Below are 19,632 nucleotides of genomic sequence, written 5' to 3'. Positions count from 1 at the left end.
GAAAATCAACATCATTAAAACCTTCGGGTAGCTGTGGTCGACGAGACATCTGTTCTAGATAATGCATGGTAATGATGCCTAAGCATAGTTGGCGGCAGCTTAAGGATTTAGAAAATGCGATTGGTATTAATCAAAATCTAGACCAGGCTTACACTGGTTATGTACTAAAACTTTGCCCCAAATAAACAGAAATTAAGCAACCAAAACAGATGAAAGCTTCCGCCTTTTACTTAATGGGTTGAAACAGTGTCATTCTCACCACCGTTTTTATTACCTGGGGAGAAAGAGGCTGCATCACCCAAAACCTCGTGATCTACTGTACTTTCTTTCTGTAGCTGCTCTATTTGCTGGGAAGACATATAAAAATCCGCTTCCCGCCCCTCCAGAACCCTCTGGCCATGCCAGGGCAGTAACCGATAATCAGCGTGATGACTGTAATCCAGAAATGGATACTTGATAATCTGAAAGTAGGGAGAATAATCAAAGTCGCTGGGAGTGCAAAGCTTTGGGTTTCGTTGAAAGAGCTGTACGCCAGAACCCCCATCATGTTTAACCAGAGGCAGAATGGGAAAGTGAATAAAACTAAAAGCTTCTGCAATCATGGTTGAGCAGACGGTTTTTGTTTCCTGGCCTGGAGAGTGCTGGAACAATGAAGAGCCAAGCCTTCTGGGTAGAAAAGAGTAAGGGAAGAAGAACCTGGCAAGATCGAGTATCTGTCGGACGTTATAATCCATACCTAGACGACTGGTCGCGTAATGTATTACTTTCTGACTATCGCTATAGCTCAGCCCTTTTGGGCGGCAAATGCGCAAATGCTCCCCTTCATAGTTTTTCAGGGGTTGGATAGCGGTGCCGATTCCCAGCTCACTCTCAATAATCAGCTGTTCGTCAGGGGAGCCACCGTAGGATTCACTGACCACCTGACGAATTCTGTCATCCTCAATATCGTGAAGTCGCCCGATGTACAACATGGCATGGGACCAGGGACTTTGAGTAGTTTGCTTAATAACCTGACTGACTCTGGACCTTCCTTCAACCAACAGAACATCGCAGGGTTTAATCTCATGCCTGACACGCTCAAAATCACACAAGGGGCTTGTCTTTTCCTGAGTGTTGCGGCTTAGCCAGTCTGTAAGACAACCCGCAACTATTTTAAAGAGTTCCATGCTCCAATCCTGAGCCAATTCTTATTTCTTTATGTTAGCATTTGTTATTTTTTAAATTATAAATAGAGATAAAATTGACATTTTTTCATGAGATCACCTGCTTAATGGCAAGTACCCTGAAAAACATCAAAAATTTGTTATTTCCGCATAAGGCGGAATAATGGGCTGAATAGCCAGCAAGCGTGGGAGAGTGCTTTGTGAGCAATCAATCAAGGCCGGAAAATATTGTTTCAAATCTGCAGTTTTTGAAAAAAAAGACAGGGTTGCCTCCCGTGCACAGCTGGAACCCTCCTTTTTGTGGTGATATTGATATGCGCATCAGTCGGGATGGCCGGTGGCACTACAATGGTTCCCCCATTGGCAGGGAGTCGATGGTAAAACTATTTGCTTCAGTTCTCAGGCATGATGATGACGGCTATTACTATCTGGTCACTCCGGTAGAAAAAGTGAGAATTCAGGTCGATGACGTGCCGTTTGTTGCTGTTTCTGCAGAGGTTCGCGATGGAGACAACGGGCCTGAGTATTTGTTCAGTACCAATGTAGGCGATGAGGTAGTGCTGGATAGTGAGCACCCTCTGGTAATGATGAAACACAAAGAAAGTGGTGAGTCTATACCGTATATCAGGGTCAGAGATCGATTGAATGCATTAGTGAGCCGAAATGTCTTTTATCAATTAGTTGAAGAAGCTATAGAAGTAGATGTAGAAGGTGGTGTCGAGCTAAGAATCAGCAGTCAGGGAAGAGAATATTCGTTGGGAGTAATAGAGGGCGGTTAATCCACCCTCACTCATGATGATTACATATTAGGGTAGTTCGGGCCGCCAGCACCTTCTGGCGCAACCCAGGTAATATTCTGGGCTGGGTCTTTGATGTCACACGTCTTGCAGTGAACACAGTTCTGGCTGTTTATCTGGAACCGGTTGTCACCGCTTTCCTCGTCAACAACAATTTCATAAACCCCAGCAGGGCAGTACCTTTGTGCAGGCTCATCATAAACCGGAAGATTTTGCTTTAACGGAATGGTCGCGTCTGCAAGCTTCAAGTGGCACGGCTGATCCTCCTCATGATTAGTGTTGGAGAGGAAAACTGAACTCAAACGGTCAAAAGTGATAACCCCATCCGGTTTCGGATAGTTGATGGGACTGGACTCTGCCGCGTGCTTAAGCTGGGCGTAATCCGGAACCGTATCGTGCAGGGTGAATGGCAGTTTGCCATTGAAAATATTGAGGTCTGCAAAGGCAAAGGCGGCACCAAAGATATTGCCAAACTTATGCATGGCAGGACCAAAATTCCGCTGCTGATGCAGTTCTTTATAAAGCCAGGATGCTTTGAATGCCTCATCAAACGATTCCAGCTTGCCGCCTTCAGAGCCTGCGCTGACCGCCTTGAAGACTTCTTCAGCCGCAATCATTCCTGACTTCATTGCGGTATGAGAGCCTTTTATTTTTGCCCCGTTCATGGTTCCGGCATCACAACCAATCAATACCCCCCCTGGGAACGTCATTTCTGGTAATGACTGCGGACCACCTTTAGCCAGTGCTCTTGCCCCATAAGAAACCCGTTTTCCACCTTCCAGGTATTGCTTGATAACTGGACTCTTTTTGAATCGCTGGAACTCTTCAAAGGGGCTAAGGTGCGGATTTGAATAGCTCAAATCGGTAATCAAGCCCAGTACCACCTGATTATTCTCGAGATGGTAGAGGAATCCGCCACCGGTAGAGCCGCTTTCAGCCAATGGCCAGCCAGCTGTGTGAACTACCAGGCCCTGCTGGTGCTTCTCTGGTTCAATATCCCACAGCTCTTTAATGCCAATGCCGTAATGTTGAGGATCACGCCCCTCATCAAGACTAAAGTGACTGATGAGCTCTTTACCCAAATGCCCACGGCACCCTTCAGAAAAGAGAGTGTATTTGGCGTGCAGCTCCATACCTGGCATAAAGCTGTCTTTCTCTTCGCCGGAGGCTGAAACGCCCATGTCTCCAGTTGCTATCCCCTTTACACTACCATCATCATTAAAGAGTACTTCCTGGGCGGCAAATCCCGGAAAAATTTCTACCCCGAGAGACTCTGCCTGCTCAGCCAGCCAACGGGTGAGATTGCCAAGACTTATAATGTAATTACCTTCGTTGTGCATGGTTTTAGGCACAAAAAGGTTGGGTACTTTTATTGATTTTTCTTCAGAACGAAGCACATAAATATCATCGGATGAAACTGGCGTATTTAACGGTGCACCCAGTTCTTTCCAGTTGGGAAACAACTCATTAAGAGCCGTTGGTTCAAAAACTGCACCTGAGAGGATATGAGCTCCAACTTCCGAACCTTTCTCTACAACGCAGACGCTGAGCTCTTTATCCTGCTCCTGAGACAATTGCATCAGACGACAGGCGGCCGACAAACCGGAAGGGCCTGCACCCACGATAACGACATCAAATGCCATGGATTCGCGTTCCATGATGAACTTCCTCCCTGTCGGAGTGTTATTTTTCAGAGTGACATTCAAACAACTGTTTGAATTTGCTTGGCATTATACTCAGTGTTTCCCCGAATGGACAACACGTCATTAGTTATTAATACCTATGCGCAAAAAAATCTGGCGGCCAAACAGCTGCTATCTTGTTTCCACTACTTTCCTGCAGCCAGCAGAAATAGGTGTATTTCAGATTGTGCATAGTAACAGACATGTGTCTTTAAAGAGATCGTTTGTATGAACTAGTTGGAACATACGTTTGAACCCTTATTGACGTGCTGGTAGACTGCGCTTGCGCAGATGTGTGAACACAGGTTGCTGAATGATAATAAAATCTGTCTGGTTCCCAAAAACCGGTTGTTCGTTATCTGTTCGATAATTCAAGATCAAGCCAATAACGAGAAGGGAAGGCTGCGAACTCATGAAAATATTAGTAGCCGTCAAAAGAGTCATTGACTATAACGTCAAGGTTCGAGTGAAGGCGGATAACACTGACGTCGATCTCACCAACGTCAAAATGGCAATCAACCCTTTCTGTGAAATTGCTGTTGAAGAAGCAGTAAGACTCAAAGAGAAAGGTGTCGCTACAGAAATCGTTGCAGTATCCCTTGGCGCCAAAGAGTGCCAGGAGCAGATACGAACAGCGCTGGCTCTTGGTGCAGACCGTGGCATTCAGGTTCAGACTGATCAGCCCCTGGGTTCTCTGGCAGTTGCCAAACTGCTCAAGGCCATTGTGGATGAAGAAAAGCCTGACCTTGTTCTTCTGGGTAAACAATCCATCGATAGTGACAATGGCCAGACAGGTCAGATGCTTGCTGCACTTGCAGGCATGTCTCAGGCAACTTATGCCTCAGAAGTAAATGTTGATGGTGACAAGGTAAATGTTACCCGTGAAGTGGATGGTGGTTTACAGACGTTAAGCCTGAAGCTGCCTGCAGTGATCACGACGGATTTGCGCCTGAATGAGCCGCGTTATGCATCACTGCCCAACATTATGAAAGCCAAGCGTAAGCCTCTGGATGTCAAATCACCAGAAGATCTGGGCGTAGCGGTGTCGTCTACTTTAACGACTATCAAAGTAGAGCCACCTGCTGAGCGACAGGCTGGTATCAAGGTGGCCAGCGTGGATGAGCTGGTAGAAAAATTAAAAAATGAGGCGAAGGTGATCTAATGGCCATACTAGTCGTTGCTGATCATGATAACAGTACTCTCGGAGCGGGAACTCTGAATACGGTCGCGGCTGCCACCGCAATCGGAGGGGAGATTCACCTGCTGGTTGCAGGATCCGGGTGTAGTGGAGTGGCAGAGCAGGCTTCTGCAGTATCAGGTGTATCAAAAGTCTTGCTGGCTGAGAATTCAGCACTGGAAAACCGACTTGCAGAAAATGTGAGTCTGCTGGTTGCTGAACTGGGCAAGGATTATTCTCATATATTGGCATCAACCTCAACAGATGCCAGAAATATGATGCCGCGAGTGGCAGCTATACTGGATGTTGATCAGATATCCGATATCATACGTGTAGAAGGTGAAGATACTTTTGCGCGTCCGATCTACGCTGGTAATGCTATTGCCACGGTTCAATCCAGCGCATCAATCAAGGTTATTACCGTTCGAAGCACTGGTTTCGATCCAGTATCTGCTGAAGGTGGTTCTGCAGGTGTAGAAACCGTCGCCAGCAGTCATGATGCAGGGATATCGAGCTTTGTCAGTGAAGAGCTGGCCCAGTCTGACCGTCCAGAACTTGCAGCTGCGGACATCATTGTGTCCGGTGGTCGTGGAATGGGTAATGGTGAAAATTTTGAGTTACTTTACAAAGTAGCCGATAAGCTTGGCGCTGCGGTCGGTGCATCCCGTGCAGCTGTGGATGCCGGCTATGTACCCAACGACATGCAGGTCGGTCAGACCGGTAAGATTGTTGCCCCCAACCTGTATGTTGCTGTTGGTATCTCAGGAGCTATTCAGCATCTGGCTGGAATGAAGGACAGTAAAGTCATTGTTGCTATCAATAAAGATGAAGAAGCGCCAATATTCCAGGTTGCAGACTATGGTTTGGTGGCAGATCTGTTTGAAGCAATTCCAGAGCTTGAAGGCAAACTCTAATTAATAAGGCAACTGCCTTTTAAATAAATACCACTTTCTTTGAGAGTGGTATTTTTTTATTAATTAAAAATAGAGTTTTCTATCAGTCTTCTGTCTTTTTTCTCTCTGGGGGTTTCAAGACACATCAACTCTGTGCATAATCATTCACAGTAAAACTATAAGAAACGTACCGGAGTAGATTGTGATAAGAGTTCTGGTTGCGGATGATCATGATTTGGTGAGAACTGGAATCTCTCGCATGTTGGCCGATGTTGACGGCATTGAAATCGTTGCCCAGGCCGTCAGCGGAGAAGAGGCTATCAGCCTTTATCGGGAATTCACTCCGGATGTTACTTTAATGGATGTAAGAATGCCCGGAATTGGCGGATTAGAAGCAACCCGGAAAATCTGCCAGATTAACCCTCATGCGAAAGTTATTGCAGTAACCGTTTGCATGGATGACCCATTTCCAACCAAGCTGCTTGAAGCCGGAGCTTCCGGTTACGTCACCAAAAGTTCAAATATTACAGAAATGGTTACGGCCATCCGAACGGTATTTACAGGAAAGAAATTCATTTCCCCTGAAATTGCTCAGCAAATGGCTTTGAAAGCTATTGAGCCAGACAGTGCATCACCATTCAGCCAGCTCTCACATCGCGAAATGCAGATTGCCCTTATGATTGTTAATTGTGAGAAAGTACAGACAATATCGGATAAGCTCTGTCTCAGCCCCAAGACTGTGAACAGCTATCGCTACCGGATGTTTGAAAAGCTGAATATTGCCAGTGATGTAGAGCTGACACATTTGGCTATTCGCCATGATCTGGTAGATACCATACAGTGAATGTTTTCTTCTAGGCTCTGATGAGCCTCTTCTGGTTGCGTTCCTTCCTCTACTACCAGCGCTTAATATCTAAAGGCTTATTCGTTTCTATAGCTCTGTGAAGATATAATTAACCGATGACTTGATAACCGTTGTCTGGTGGTTCATGACAGGTAGTGAAGAAAGCAAAAAGTTTGATCACAAATCGTTTCTGGAGAAGGTTTCGAGCCGCCCGGGCGTCTATGATATGCGTGATCAGAGCGGCAAAACACTCTATATAGGTAAAGCTAAAAATCTTAAAAATCGTCTCTCAAGTTACTTCAGAGCAACAGGTCTTACCACCAAAACCATGGCTTTGGTGAGTAAGATTGCTGATATTCAGCTTACAATCACCCATACTGAAACTGAGGCGCTGCTGCTTGAGCAAAACCTTATCAAAGACAGAAAGCCGCCATATAACATATTACTGAGGGACGACAAGTCATATCCCTATATCTATATCTCTGGCGATGACGATTTTCCCAGGATGGACTCATGTCGCGGACGCAAGCGGAAGAAAGGCCAGTATTATGGACCTTACCCCAGTGGCGGAGCGGTTCGAGAAAGCCTTCATTTACTTCAGAAGATTTTTAAAATACGTCAGTGTACTGACACCTATTTCAAAAATAGAACCAGACCCTGTTTGCAATATCAAATCAACCGTTGCAAGGCGCCCTGTGTAGGCCTGGTCTCAAAAGAAGAATATCAGCAGGATCTTGAGGATACCCGGCAATTCCTTGATGGGAAAAATCAGCAGTTAATCCGCTCACTGATAAAGCGCATGGAAGTCGCTGCAGAGTCACTGGATTTTGAAGAGGCGGCTGCAACTCGGGATAAAATCAATCACCTCAGAGCTGTTCAGGAGCAACAGACGGTTACCAAATCGGCAGGTGATATTGATGTGATTGGGTTTGCTCAAATTAGTGGTAATACCTGTTTTGACGTCCTTTTTGTTCGTTCTGGCAGGGTGCTTGGCCATAAGTATTATTTCCCTGATTTTAAGCTGGAAGCTGAACGATCTGATTATCTGGAAGATTTTATGGCCCAGTTCTATGTAAGGCTGTTTGGCAGTCGCGACCTTCCCGAGGAGATCGTGGTTCCATTTGAGTTGGCCGGTGCAGATACTATTGAAGAAGCGATCAAGGCGGTATCTGGCAAGCGAATCAAAATCAAGAGCAAAGTTCGGTCCGAACGACATGATTGGTTGAGCCTGGCCAATAAAAATGCGGTACAAAATCTTGAAAGTCACCTGGCGAGTAAGAGCCATTTAAACCAGCGATATACACAACTTAAAGACTTGCTGGGCATTGAGAACCCTATTCAGCGCATGGAGTGTTTCGACATCAGTCATACCATGGGGGAGGCAACCGTCGCATCCTGTGTGGTATTTGGTCCAGATGGCCCTGTTTTCAGTGAATACCGCCGTTACAATATCACAGGTATAGAGCCAGGCGATGATTATGCCGCCATGGCACTTGCTCTTGAAAAGCGTTATCAGAAACTTTCTCAGGCAAGTGCAGGGGAGGGGGCAAGGCCGGATCTTATCATCATTGATGGGGGCAAGGGGCAGTTAGGAAAGGCTTCAGAGGTGATGACAAAACTTCACCTGAAGATCCCCCTGCTCGGAGTAGCTAAGGGGGTGACACGAAAGCCAGGGCTTGAAACGCTGATTTACCAAAATCAGGAGCTCAACCCTGAAGGTGCTGAGGCGGCATTACTGTTGATACAGCAGATCAGAGATGAAGCTCACCGCTTTGCGATCACTGGTCATCGACAGCGTAGACAAAAGGCAAGAAAGCGTTCCGTACTGGAAGATATTCCAGGTATTGGCAGCAAAAGACGATCTGCACTACTAAAGTTCTTTGGCGGTAGAGATGGAGTGAGTAATGCAACTGTCGAAGAATTAAAGAAAGTTGAAGGCATCAGTTTGAGGCTGGCACAGCAGATACATGAATATTTGCATAATGACTAGCACCCGGGGGCAGTACTGTGTACCGTATGCCCCAGAGAATTCCCTGCTTTGATTTCTGGCTCCATATGAACATCCTGAAAGAGCAAGGCGATATTTTAGACCGTCCCAAAAACGTCCCAAGGCTGCTAGCTGAATGCTTCATAGCCTTGCAGCACAAGGGCTTAAGTAAGTAGTTATGAACGTCCCGAATTTTCTAACACTAACACGAATTGTTCTGGTTCCATTTCTCGTCGTTATTTTTTATCTCCCATTTGAATGGAGCTATCTTGCCTGTGCTGGAATATTTGCCTTCGCTGCAGCAACGGACTGGTTTGATGGGTATCTCGCACGCCGACTCAACCAGACAACCCCGTTCGGTGCATTTTTTGATCCAGTTGCTGATAAAATTATGGTTGCAACGGCGCTATGCCTGCTGATTGATGAGTTTCGCTCATTCTGGGTGACGGTGCCTGCTCTAATTATTATTGGTCGAGAGATCGTAATCTCTGCCCTGAGAGAGTGGATGGCTGAACTAGGCAAGCGAACCAGTGTTGCAGTTAGCATGATTGGCAAAGCGAAAACCATGGCTCAAATGGCAGCAATTACCTTACTGTTATTATCACCAGTGCCCGTTGATTCCTGGATTGGTTTTCTTGGTATTCTTCTACTGTACCTTTCCGCCATTCTGACACTATGGTCTATGTATATTTATCTGAAGGCAGCCTGGCCAGACCTTTCTCCGTTCAACAAGCCTGACTGATGTGACGGAAAGCGGTTGACATCAAAGCAAAAAAACCTACAATACGCTTCGTGCTCGGGCGCTGACAGGCAGTTAGCCCAAGTCGTCTAGCACGAGATTGCGGGAATAGCTCAGTTGGTAGAGCGCAACCTTGCCAAGGTTGAGGTCGCGAGTTCGAACCTCGTTTCCCGCTCCAATTACTAAGTTTGTGTACGTTTATTACACAAACGTGAGTATGAAGCATTGATGTTTCAAATGTTTAGGTTGCTTTTCTCTTAATAAGAAAGAACCTGGTTTCTGCTCAAGATTCTGGCGAGTTAGCAAAGCGGTTATGCAGTGGACTGCAACTCCATTTAGACCGGTTCGACTCCGGTACTCGCCTCCAGAATAAATTTACAGGCTGAGCCTGTTTTTTTATGACTTTACTCTGTACTATTCAAGTACTGCCCGAGTGGTGAAATTGGTAGACACAAGGGACTTAAAATCCCTCGATCGCAAGATCGTGCCGGTTCGAGTCCGGCCTCGGGCACCATCCAGTTTTCTTCTTTTCAGAAGGGCGAGTTAGCAAAGCGGTTATGCAGTGGACTGCAACTCCATTTAGACCGGTTCGACTCCGGTACTCGCCTCCATTTCTCCTCTTATTTTTTTATTTTTCTCATTGCTTTATGCGATGAATTTGTTTCCTTTTGTCTGGCATTATGGGCATTTCCAGGCTCAGTAGGGTAAAATGTTAGCCACGAAAAGCAGGCTAATACCTATTACTCGTGTCCATCGTTTCGATACCAGTCAAAAAAGGAAAATAATAATGCTTGACCTGGTTGCAATAGAAGAAATAAAACAGCTGAAATCGCGTTATTTTCGCTTCCTGGATACCGCAGATATTGACGGTCTCAAAACAGTCTTTACCCAAGATGCCGGAATACACTATAGAAGCCCCAGCTATGAATTCAAAAAAAATGGCTGGAATGAGCTGGCTGATTTTTTTCTTGAATGCTTTACCAAAACCAAGTTTGGCATTCACACTGGCCATCATCCCGAAATCTCTGTGAATGAAAACCAGGCCAGAGGGATCTGGTACCTGCATGATAAATTTGTGAACCTGGATGAAGGTATAACCTTTGAAGGGAGTGCTATCTATCAAGACAGGTATGTTCGTGAGAATGATGGATGGAAAATTGCTTTTTCTGAATATGATCGTCTGTTTGAGCAAGTTACCAAGCGAAACCCGGATATGTTTATTACATCAAGACCCGTGAATAAAAAGATCTTGATAAAGGAATAATTTTATTTTTTTGCGCCGACAATGCATGGAAGAAATATAGCTTGCCGGCGCAGTATTGCATTTCGATACACAGGAGCTAATCGTCATCGTTTAAATCAGGAAATTTAGACCTTTTATGCGGAATCAAAATATAAGAACTCGTATAGTATTCAGAAGAAATTTGGTTTATAGCCCATGCATCGGCGTAAAGCTCTGAATGTCTTACATAGAACGGTATTTTCTCACCAGTCACTATACCAGCACTTACACGCCCTAGCTGTGCAGGACTGCATACGGATTTGGTAATATGTAGTCTGGACTCTTCGTCAGGCTCCTCAGAATTATAAACAATCACATCAGCATCTATCGGATTGCCAGAAGGATAGAGACGGTAATACTCCAGATAAGCCTGAGTGGGTCTTAACTGTATAACTCTGGCGTTTCTAGGCTCTTTAGGCGAAAAGAAATTGTCACCTCCCTTTAAAAATTGAAATTGGTTAACAATGCTGCCATTTTTGACGATTACCTCCTTTATCAGCCAGTTATCCTGGGTTTGTAGCTCCAGTGCACCACAGAAACCATCAAATGTTGAAAGAGCCGAGGCCAGAGATCTGATGACCGTCGCACCATGCTTGAAATAAGTCAATGGCCAGATAATCTCTAGACCGAGAGCATAGATACCATCCATAGAACCAGTGCTCATCCGGCTATTGTCATACGTTTTTCGTGATAGCTGTTTTGCCTGACTGCCTTGATCTGTTTTCAGCGAGTTTTCAAGGTAACTGTCAGAGGCAAAAGTGTTGATTGAGAAAAATAATGCAGTAAAAACGAACAGAAAAGCACAATGGGAAATTCTTTTTTTCAAAAACGCCGCAGTGCAAATTTCGGGTATAGAGAAAGTCATATCCACCAGTCTTAGCAGTTAACTTAACCCGGTTGGACAATATATTTATTTCGAAGTTCACAACTGGTATGAGTAGAACAGAAAGCCAAAATCCAGCTTTAGAAAAAGAAAGAGCTCCAGCGACCAGGAAACTTTTTTTTCTCCCTGATGAACTCTAAAAGTGAGGTAAGCGGCATATGCCTCAATGACTCTCTGGCCTCCCGAAATCCATCCCCATAAATAGGGTCTGTACTGAGCTCTATCTGCTTTCTCCGGAATTCAGCATCTTTGGTATCAAGGTTTCTCAACCAAATGTACTCCATCAGCACACACATTCCTTCCTCTACCTTTAATGGCAGGTTTTCATAATAATTGTAAAAAAACCAGGCATGAGTGAGTTCATGAATCATCACGGTCCGAAAATGTTCTTCCGGCAGGTTTATCTGGATTAGTATGCAGTCAAAATTTCTGGCCAATATCCGTCCTTTCTGGTGAGTTGTCGTGGTCCGAGTAACCCCAAGAATAGGGTGGTTTTCATGAAAGTCATGATGGCTGGCATCATTTAGTTCATCACGACCGCAGAGCTTTACAGGAGTTTGCGTGGAGTTCAGTTTAAGCCCGACTGATGCCAGGGCCGATCGCATTTCAATGGCAATACTGTCAGCGCGTTCCTGAGTTGAAACGCCATTGAGGCTGCATTTGTTGCAGATAACAACACCGTCCGGATACTGCATGCCTCCATTAGTAAGATTTTCACAAACAAGCCGGCTACAGCTGGAGCATTCCGGATGACCATCATGATTATTGCAAAAGGCATTGCCCCAGAAGTCCACAAAGTAGTTTTGAGTAAGAGGGTTTCGACAGACAGAGCAGAGTGGGGCGGTCTGCTTCTGCGCGCAAACCGGGTGCCAGGGCATCTTATCAAGTTCTACATAATTGCCCTTGACGGGCTTTCTGCAACTTGGGCATCTCAGGCAGTCAGGATGGAAGGCCCGGTTTCTGAATACAACAAAAGCCTTTCCACCAAATGGTTTCTTGCAGCCATTGCACTTGAAACAACTCGGATGCCATCGAACACCCATTGCCTTAACGCATTGGCCCCTGAGTGGTTTTTTACAGCCCTGGCAATAGTTCATGACCTTCCCTGATGCATGAGTAATCAGTCCCCAGACCATTAACGGAAGAATGCCCCCTTCATTGATCGTAACAACAATTCTTCATGGTGATATGGTCTTCTTTTCCTGCTTGATCAGATATGATGATCGGCAGCCATCTTTTTCAGTCTACTTGCTTCTGCATGGTAGTATTGGCTTGTGGTATTGATTGAATCATGACCTGCAAATATAGCAAGGTCTTCGATGTCCATTTTTCGGGCCAGATGCGTCAGCGCTGTATGGCGCAGCGTATGAAACGGAAGATCCTGTAACCTGTGCCTGATATCCGGTGGAGCCATACTCTGACAATTAGCTATGAAGGTTCGCCACCAATATCGAAGCCCTCTGGCTGAAAGCGAAGCAATAAGCCCGTCGGTTTTGCGTGTTTTTGGAGCCAGCGGAAAGCTGTCTCCATACAGGCCTGAGAATCCATTCATCCCCCTGTATTCAATAATTTGCTGTTGAAGCACTTTATTTAATGGGATCTGCCTTCTTTTTCTGCCCTTACCCAAAACACTGAGATAAAAACCATTATCATTATCTGGATGTATGTCTGAACAAGTATGCCCCGTCAGCTCTGATTCCCTTAGGGCCAGCCCATAGCTCAGTGAAAGGATCAGGCGGGTTCGAGCCGATTCACGCCGCTCTCTTTCAGTGCCTACAGGCAGGTTTTCCAGACTCTCTTTAATAAACTGCCACTCATTATCATAAAAATATCTGATAATGGTGCTACCTCGGGCTACCTTTTCACCAGACCGAATTAATGATGCCGCCGGATTACCCTGGGTATAACTATTTTTTTCAAGGAAAGAGAAAAAAGAGGACAGCACATCAATAACCTGATCGGTACTTTTTCCAGGCTTTATGGGCGCCCTGAACATAATCCTTTCTGGCTGACCTGGAAGAACTCCAGGCATAAGCCATCGCGACGGTAAATTTTGTATAAAGTTTACATAAGCTTGCAGGTGTTTAAGGCGAACATCTTTATAGCTGACTCCCAATTCTAAGTACAAAAATGCAGTCAGTCGGGTTATTTCCCTCTCATAACGACGCAAAGTTTCTTCTGAACGAGCACCAGACTTGTTCAGAAAAAGCGTCATTGCTTCACCATCACTTTTTGCACCCAACATATTGTCGTTATGATGATGAGCGGGCAGGGTGGGGAAGGCGTTTAAAAAAATGGAAGGGGGAACAGGCTGACTCACTGCATCACCTCAGAGCTCTCGGTTCTTTTAGACAGTGCTTTTTCAAAAGCCTCTGCAATACCGCGAGTCCTTTCAAGTTCAAGCCGAAGGGTGGCGATCTCATCAAGCTGCTCTTCAGCTTCCAGGAGCCGGTTTTCCAGCTTTTCCTTGTCCGACTTTGCCGCTTTGTATTGCTCTTGCACCAGATAGGATTCTCTTGAGCCGACCAGAAGGCTGCGCGCGGAACCCAACAGGCTGTCCTGATCGCAATCCAGCAGTACCATTAACTGGTTGGCAATCTGGACAACACCTTCTACTTTTCTTTTCTCTGAAGACAGGTCATTTCTTTCTTCACACACTTGAATATATGCCTTCGATTTGCTGTCCAACCGGCTTTGTAACTCCAGATTATGTTTTTTTAATTCCTGCTGTTCCTGAAGCTGGTTGCTTATCTTCTTTTCCAGCCCCTGCTTTAACCTTCGCTCGTCATCAACAACGCTAATCCAGTGGTTCAGCTGCTCCTGACTCCTCTGGTCCATCTGCCTCTCAAGACTGCTTATAGCCTGGAGGTGATGTGCTTTTTGCTCAGCAGCAGCTGACTGTAGCTGTTCAGTTTGTATCTGCTCTGATTTCAAGAGTGATTCCATCTCCTTCAGGCTCTGGTTACTCTGCTCCAAATTGAGCTTCGTATCATCGAGCTCTTTACTGAGCTGCTGTACCTGATCCTGAAGCTCAGAATTGCTTCGGGACAGTTGACTGTTCTTTTCTAAAAGCTGATTCAAGCTTTCTTTTAGCTCATCAATCTCCTGGTTTGCAGACTCTTCAAAAGACCGCTGCTTTTCTGATAGTTGATGCTTCCACTGAGCAATGCCTCTTTTCAGGCCTCTGACCAGGTCATCCGGTAACTCAAGCTCCTCAGCTTCACCAAGAGCGCCTAAGTAACGCCATTCATTGTAATAAGGCAGTACGGTCTGTTTCCCCATTTTCCCTATACGGGCGACCTTGTCAGCATTAATTCTCTCTCCTTTCTCTTTCAAGTCATCAAGAATGCTGAAAATGTGCTGTCTTCTCACTTTATCCTGCTCTGAACCCTTCATTTGCCGCTTATCCTAAATAAATATAGAACTAATGATACCAGTATTTTAATACCAGTATTATCAGTTTCTCCAGATAAAACTTTACTGCTGGTAACTGAACTTACCGGCAGTAATTTAATGAATTTGTATAAATCTCGTCACATGGGGGCCCATGGATGTCATGAAGGAAGTGCTAGGTGAAAAAAAAAAGGGGGGGAGATTAGTTAGCTGATTGAAATAAAAACAAAAATAGATAAAGAATGCTTGTTGAGTTAAGACCTGGATACACAGAGGGAAAATACAGGAGAGGATTAGGGCCCCTAAAGAGTAACTTCTATAATACTCTCAAAACCGCGTAGAGCCCTTGTAACACAGGCTTGCTCATTTCAGATATCGAGCTTTCTGCTTGATTTTTTCAACCAGCTTTTTGCCTTTCGCAGTTAATGTCAGCTTGAAGTAGCGACCATCATCTTCGTGCTGAACCTTTTTTATCAGCCCAAGACCAGGCCTGTCGTGTCGACCTTCACCCAGACGTTTAACACTGACTGCGATATCACTTGGGGTGCCGCAGGTGAGCTTTTCAGCATTGACAAGATCTGTAATGGTTTCCCCAGGGTTTTCTGCAACCACGAGGAGAATTTGCCACTGGATAACCGTCAGTGGCTGTTCCTGCATCAACTGAGTTAATTTGATAAGACCTTTTAAAGTCATTGGCAGTTACCTTTCTCTAGTTAGTTATGAGGTTTGTTGTGGACTAGTAGCGTCGTTTACTTTCCATGCTATTAGGCTAAAGCCTAGTCTGTACAACTGTTACGGCGACTGCTATACCAGAATAAATGTTAGACAGTTTTCTACTGTTATAGCAAGTTTCCGTTCTCAGTCGTTAAATATTTCGGCAATGGGTAACAAAACTGTTACGTTAGGAAACAAACATTCAAATGAATTTCCGTCCCGTAATAGAGTATCCAGATTGCCATTTAGCCCGCCAATTATTACGACTGAAGCCGGATAGAGTACGATGACGTCTAATGAGTAGAGCTTCCTTAATATTGGTGAAGTGTTGGACAACTACTTTTTGAAAAAATTCTCTAAAAAAAAACATTACGCACATATTGTCGTGAACAAAGCTCTTGACAGGTGTTTTTTTCCCTGAGAGATCGGGTTTATATCGACGATATTATTATTCGCATAATATATATTATCGTTAAATTAGATGTTTCTAATATAAATAGAAAAGCCAGTAATAACAGGGGATTAGGGAGAGATTAGAAAAAAGAAGGCGTATAGACCAAATACGCCCGTAGAGAACCTTTTATATAACCATGGGTTTTAGAAGAGGGGAGGGAGGTGGGAGAAAAACAAACATAAACAAGCACTTATCGCTAAGCCGGTAGTGGCGTATAACTGTGCTGTCTCTGCAAACGATCGGGCAACGTCGTGCTCGCCGTCATTCTCGGCTTCTTCAGCCATTATATTGTAAGCAACCCAACTTAAGTCAGCGTCCAATAACCTTGCGACAGTAATCATTACGGAGGCTTTCTTAATAGTATCACCGGATAAATAACGGTCTATTGAACGTCTATTTTCTCCCATGAGTTTGCAAAGGGCATAGGTAGATTGAAGGTTATGTTTGGCCTTTATCCTCAATAAAAGGTCTTTTGTGGTGACTATTTCAGCGGCTGGTTTATCCATTTTGCGACCAAGCTCAATTAATATTTTCTATTAATAGCTAGCTTAGAGGATAGGGGTATTTTGTAAATAGTAACTATTTGCCACCAGCGGCAAAATGTTACTATAGTTAAATCACCTGTTGCGAGGTTGGGAGGGTTGCTCCTCCCGTTTTACTTCCGCAACGACTCGCAAATAAGATAGGTGATATAAGAACATGGAAACCGCTCATAACGTGGTCGCTCTGGAAAGCGCCAGACAGCCAGAACCACATAAAGCTTCAGACCTGTTTGATCAGGTTTGGCAAAAAGCCCAAGCCGACGCCATTGACTCCGACATTGAACAACAAGTCGATTTATTGAAAACCGTTCAATTGGCGTACAAGTCCCTTCGAAAAGAAAAAGCCAAATTCATTGTTGCCCTGTTAAATCCCTTCTTTTTCCAACAAGCCTTAGAAAGCATCGAAGGCGCCCAAAAAGCCGTTTTGAATTACTGGGCATTGGGTGACGGTCTGTTTTTTTACCGTCATTTCATCGGGTGCCAGATCGGCAAATACAGCCAGGAAATTCTATTCAAGGATGAATTAAGCGACGGCCAGCTAATGAATATTGGCCTAAAACTCAATTCGTCGGTGAAATGGGCTGAAGGGATTTTGCAGGGGGAGGGCGTGAAATGAAAGTAATAACGTTAATTGAAGATCAAATAGCTTTTCTTGAGAGTCTCGTAAAAGAAAATAAAGAAACATCATTAAAGATGGATGATGCATATTATCGGGGCAAATCCGATGCTTATGAACTCTCTAAAAATGTACTGAAATTCCTGAAAGACGAAATTGAAAGGGGGGTTAAATAAAATGCCTCCATTCATCACAAAAATCGGTCAGAAAAAAACAGTTACCCGCCATTTAATCCGGTTCGCCGAAAGAGTGTGCGAAGTGGTTATCTATGGCTATGCGTTCGGTATGGCGGCATCGGTCTGGATGAATAGCGGGGGTGTGGTATGAGCTTCCACAATGTCGATGAGCCGTTAATTGAGGCTAAGGCCGTTTTTATTCTTGATACTGCACGATGGTTTACAGGTTTTGGGAAAAAGAAGCGGTTACAGTCTGCTTGGTCTTTGGCGGGGGCTCAGTTATTTAATTCTCATTGCTCGCTGAATGAAGCAATTGAAGGTCTGGAAAAGAAAAAAATTAAATATGATGTTGTGCCGGTTGGCGTATTACTGCCAAGGGAAGTAAGGCATAGAGAAGATTTACGGGCGAAGTATCAAGAAAAACAAAAGCAGGAAGAAGAACAGCGGTTAAAGGAATTAGAGGAACTGAGAACCGGTAATTGTATAGAGTGCGGTTCCCCTGATTGTTTTAACGGTGATGAGCTTTGTTTTTCTTGTGGTGATGGCCTGCCTTTCTGATTATGCGATTAATAGACCTCGCAGACGATTTAAAAAGCCTTGGAATGCCGGATTGTGATATTTTCCGGCGCTCTATCCTTTCCCGCTATCGCCCGATAGCGTCTGCACTTTCTCACGACTATTCAGCGACGTATAAGCGGCTCGGTTATGTAGAAGCTAACCGGCGTTTAGCGGCGCTTGATAAGCAGATGACCATAGGCGACAAAAGCAACCCGTTATCAGCCAGCGCGCCAGACAATCAGGTGAAGTCCTGGGCAGAAGATCGGGCGCACCATTGCGGCATGTTGGTGGATTCCTTTTTAAATGGTGGTAATGAAATCAGTGTGAGAAAGCCGGTTGAACTGTACGTCACAGAACAGGGAATTAAATTCCCGTTGCAGATGAAACAGGAAATGACGGAACAGGAAGAAAGGCAGGCATGGCTTAGGGCATTGGCTAGGGTTTGTGACGCTAAATGGTGGCGGCGGCAGGTACGCAAAACCCTAAACCGTAACCTAGAGATCGTGGCTAGGGATATTCGCATAGTATCGGCTGAAAAAGGGCTGTATTGCTCTGATATTCGATTGGCTAACCGTAAGCGCCAGAAGCAGCGCAACCAAGAATTGCTAGAAAACCTAGAAGCTGAAAACCAGCATGGGGACGTGTACACCCTAGCGGATTTAGCGGACTGTGGCCTAGCCAACCCTAGGAACCGATTTGCAGAATTGATTACCCGTTCAAAAGGGTTTGATCTGGTCGCGCAACAGTTAGGCCATGTTGGCTGGTTCTTTACCCTGACAACCCCTAGCCGGTTTCACCGGATGAAGAAGGGCGCTAACAACTGTTATGCAAATAGCCAGTGGGAAGGTGCAACTCCTAGGGATGCACAGGACTGGTTATGTAGGGTTTGGGCTAGGGTTCGGGCGAAGTGGGACAGGGAAGATATTCGATGCTATGGGCTCAGGGTTTCAGAACCGCACCATGACGGGTGTCCCCATTGGCATATGTCCTTATTCTTTCGACCCGATCAGGCGGAAAAAGCCAAGGCTATTTTCAGGGAGTATGCCCTAAAGGATTCACCGGACGAAAAAGGCGCAAAAGAACGGCGTTTAGATGCCATGAAATTAGACCCTGAAAAGGGGGCAACCGCCTATCTGGTTAAATACCTCACTAAAAACATTGATGGCGCTCAAGGCATGGAAAAGGAATTAGACCTTGAAAGTAAAGGTCAGCAGGAAATGTTTGTGAAAGAGGGACAAAGCAGGGTTGAAGCCTGGGCGACCTGTTGGGGTATCCGTCAGTTTCAATTTATCGGTGGTCCATCGGTTTCTGTGTGGCGTGAATTGCGGCGCGTGGATGATGAGCAAATCGAAGAAATGCAGGCGCTATTACCTGAAGCGGAAACCATGCGGGATTCTGAACAGGCCTGTTTACAGCAAATCAAGGAAGCAGCCGACGCGGCAGACTGGGCGGCATTTGTTCTGGCGATGGGTGGACCGACATTAAAACGGGCTGAATACCCGCTGCAATCGTGGCGCGTTCCTAATCTGGAAATAAACGATTACTACGAATTATTAGAATCCGTGAAAGGGGTTGTGTTGTCGGGTGTTGAAGAAGTTAAAAACATCATGACCCGTTTCTTGGTATGGACGGTTCGCCCGATTCGGGCGAACGATCAGGAGGCGCAAAGCGCCGACTCTTGGACTTGTGTAAATAACTGTACGGGGTCGATTCAGGCCGGGGCAGGGTAGGG

20 protein-coding genes, 4 tRNA genes and 1 pseudogene are annotated in these 19,632 nt (G+C 45.2%); 16 read left to right on the top strand and 9 right to left on the bottom strand.

From position 1 onward, the window contains the following. Positions 1 to 230 precede the first annotated feature (230 nt). Entirely contained in the window at positions 231 to 1,166 is a 936-nt protein-coding gene (locus AK963_RS04980) for a YiiX/YebB-like N1pC/P60 family cysteine hydrolase (RefSeq protein ID WP_066014361.1), read from the bottom strand. 197 nt (positions 1,167 to 1,363) lie between these two features. Here AK963_RS04980 and AK963_RS04975 point away from each other — a divergent pair, with 197 nt between their 5' ends. Beyond that, entirely contained in the window at positions 1,364 to 1,942 is a 579-nt protein-coding gene (locus AK963_RS04975) for a DUF1285 domain-containing protein (RefSeq protein WP_066014367.1), read from the top strand. A 20-nt stretch (positions 1,943 to 1,962) separates the two neighbouring features. On the opposite strand, the gene AK963_RS04970 is transcribed toward AK963_RS04975, so the two are convergent. Further along, positions 1,963 to 3,618, bottom strand: a complete 1,656-nt coding sequence (locus AK963_RS04970) for an electron transfer flavoprotein-ubiquinone oxidoreductase (protein WP_066014360.1) — start codon at positions 3,616 to 3,618, stop codon at positions 1,963 to 1,965. Positions 3,619 to 4,054: 436 nt separating this feature from the next. Between AK963_RS04970 and AK963_RS04965 the strand changes: the two genes are divergently transcribed. The 10 genes from AK963_RS04965 (at position 4,055) to AK963_RS04920 (ending at position 10,546) form a co-directional block, all read left to right on the top strand. After that, positions 4,055 to 4,804 carry an electron transfer flavoprotein subunit beta/FixA family protein gene (locus AK963_RS04965; protein ID WP_066014359.1) on the top strand — a complete coding sequence of 250 codons (750 nt, stop codon included), beginning with the start codon at positions 4,055 to 4,057 and terminating at the stop codon, positions 4,802 to 4,804. Further along, the gene (locus tag AK963_RS04960) at positions 4,804 to 5,733 is read left to right on the top strand and encodes an electron transfer flavoprotein subunit alpha/FixB family protein (protein ID WP_066014358.1); all 930 of its coding nucleotides are present in this window, start codon (positions 4,804 to 4,806) and stop codon (positions 5,731 to 5,733) included. Before AK963_RS04965 ends, AK963_RS04960 begins: the two co-directional genes overlap by 1 nt. Positions 5,734 to 5,914: 181 nt before the next feature. Next, positions 5,915 to 6,556 (top strand): UvrY/SirA/GacA family response regulator transcription factor, encoded by a 642-nt coding sequence (gene uvrY, locus AK963_RS04955; RefSeq protein WP_066014357.1) that lies wholly within the window; start codon positions 5,915 to 5,917, stop codon positions 6,554 to 6,556. A gap of 145 nt (positions 6,557 to 6,701) precedes the next feature. Next, positions 6,702 to 8,546: an excinuclease ABC subunit UvrC gene (gene uvrC, locus AK963_RS04950; RefSeq protein WP_066014356.1), complete on the top strand. Its 1,845-nt coding sequence runs from the start codon at positions 6,702 to 6,704 to the stop codon at positions 8,544 to 8,546. Positions 8,547 to 8,721: 175 nt separating this feature from the next. Continuing rightward, complete coding sequence (gene pgsA / locus AK963_RS04945) at positions 8,722 to 9,285, top strand: CDP-diacylglycerol--glycerol-3-phosphate 3-phosphatidyltransferase (protein WP_066014355.1); 564 nt, start codon at positions 8,722 to 8,724, stop codon at positions 9,283 to 9,285. Positions 9,286 to 9,384: 99 nt separating this feature from the next. Beyond that, positions 9,385 to 9,460 (top strand) — tRNA-Gly (locus AK963_RS04940). 115 nt (positions 9,461 to 9,575) lie between these two features. Further along, a tRNA-Cys gene (locus tag AK963_RS04935) sits at positions 9,576 to 9,649 on the top strand. Positions 9,650 to 9,709: 60 nt separating this feature from the next. Beyond that, positions 9,710 to 9,796: transfer RNA gene (locus tag AK963_RS04930), tRNA-Leu, on the top strand. Between the two features lie 23 nt (positions 9,797 to 9,819). Then, positions 9,820 to 9,893: transfer RNA gene (locus tag AK963_RS04925), tRNA-Cys, on the top strand. 176 nt (positions 9,894 to 10,069) lie between these two features. Further along, positions 10,070 to 10,546 (top strand): nuclear transport factor 2 family protein, encoded by a 477-nt coding sequence (locus tag AK963_RS04920; protein ID WP_066014354.1) that lies wholly within the window; start codon positions 10,070 to 10,072, stop codon positions 10,544 to 10,546. Positions 10,547 to 10,622: 76 nt separating this feature from the next. Here the strand turns inward: AK963_RS04920 and AK963_RS04915 are convergent, their stop codons facing one another. The 7 genes and pseudogenes from AK963_RS04915 to AK963_RS04885 all read right to left on the bottom strand — a co-directional run bounded on the left by AK963_RS04915 (position 10,623) and on the right by AK963_RS04885 (position 16,514). Continuing rightward, on the bottom strand, positions 10,623 to 11,435 hold the full coding sequence (locus AK963_RS04915) for a hypothetical protein (RefSeq protein ID WP_139117252.1): 813 nt from the start codon (positions 11,433 to 11,435) through the stop codon (positions 10,623 to 10,625). A 92-nt stretch (positions 11,436 to 11,527) separates the two neighbouring features. After that, complete coding sequence (locus AK963_RS35075) at positions 11,528 to 12,142, bottom strand: protein DA1 (RefSeq protein WP_066014352.1); 615 nt, start codon at positions 12,140 to 12,142, stop codon at positions 11,528 to 11,530. Positions 12,143 to 12,355: 213 nt separating this feature from the next. Beyond that, positions 12,356 to 12,490, bottom strand: a pseudogene (locus tag AK963_RS36830) (LIM domain-containing protein); the annotation flags it as partial. A 167-nt stretch (positions 12,491 to 12,657) separates the two neighbouring features. Next, positions 12,658 to 13,767 (bottom strand): tyrosine-type recombinase/integrase, encoded by a 1,110-nt coding sequence (locus AK963_RS04900; RefSeq protein WP_066014350.1) that lies wholly within the window; start codon positions 13,765 to 13,767, stop codon positions 12,658 to 12,660. Next, entirely contained in the window at positions 13,764 to 14,843 is a 1,080-nt protein-coding gene (locus tag AK963_RS04895) for a DNA-binding protein (protein ID WP_066014349.1), read from the bottom strand. Before AK963_RS04895 ends, AK963_RS04900 begins: the two co-directional genes overlap by 4 nt. 360 nt (positions 14,844 to 15,203) lie before the next feature. Beyond that, complete coding sequence (locus tag AK963_RS04890; protein ID WP_020583484.1) at positions 15,204 to 15,533, bottom strand: MarR family winged helix-turn-helix transcriptional regulator; 330 nt, start codon at positions 15,531 to 15,533, stop codon at positions 15,204 to 15,206. A 618-nt stretch (positions 15,534 to 16,151) separates the two neighbouring features. Continuing rightward, positions 16,152 to 16,514: a hypothetical protein gene (locus AK963_RS04885; RefSeq protein WP_066014348.1), complete on the bottom strand. Its 363-nt coding sequence runs from the start codon at positions 16,512 to 16,514 to the stop codon at positions 16,152 to 16,154. 193 nt (positions 16,515 to 16,707) lie between these two features. Between AK963_RS04885 and AK963_RS04880 the strand changes: the two genes are divergently transcribed. From AK963_RS04880 to AK963_RS04865, 5 genes are read left to right on the top strand one after another with little or no spacing between them, the layout of a single operon-like run. Beyond that, a complete protein-coding gene (locus AK963_RS04880; RefSeq protein WP_066014347.1) occupies positions 16,708 to 17,166 on the top strand; it encodes a hypothetical protein in 459 nt (152 codons plus the stop codon). Next, positions 17,163 to 17,342 carry a hypothetical protein gene (locus AK963_RS04875; protein WP_066014346.1) on the top strand — a complete coding sequence of 60 codons (180 nt, stop codon included), beginning with the start codon at positions 17,163 to 17,165 and terminating at the stop codon, positions 17,340 to 17,342. Before AK963_RS04880 ends, AK963_RS04875 begins: the two co-directional genes overlap by 4 nt. A gap of 1 nt (position 17,343) precedes the next feature. Then, entirely contained in the window at positions 17,344 to 17,493 is a 150-nt protein-coding gene (locus tag AK963_RS33115; protein ID WP_175404439.1) for a hypothetical protein, read from the top strand. Further along, entirely contained in the window at positions 17,490 to 17,900 is a 411-nt protein-coding gene (locus AK963_RS04870; RefSeq protein WP_066014345.1) for a hypothetical protein, read from the top strand. Before AK963_RS33115 ends, AK963_RS04870 begins: the two co-directional genes overlap by 4 nt. A 2-nt stretch (positions 17,901 to 17,902) precedes the next feature. After that, positions 17,903 to 19,630 carry a replication endonuclease gene (locus AK963_RS04865; protein WP_066014344.1) on the top strand — a complete coding sequence of 576 codons (1,728 nt, stop codon included), beginning with the start codon at positions 17,903 to 17,905 and terminating at the stop codon, positions 19,628 to 19,630. Positions 19,631 to 19,632: the final 2 nt, after the last annotated feature.

Origin of the sequence: Endozoicomonas atrinae, assembly GCF_001647025.1 — a bacterium.
Classification (GTDB): Bacteria; Pseudomonadota; Gammaproteobacteria; order Pseudomonadales; family Endozoicomonadaceae; genus Endozoicomonas; species Endozoicomonas atrinae.
This window is presented reverse-complemented; position numbering and strand designations above follow the sequence as displayed.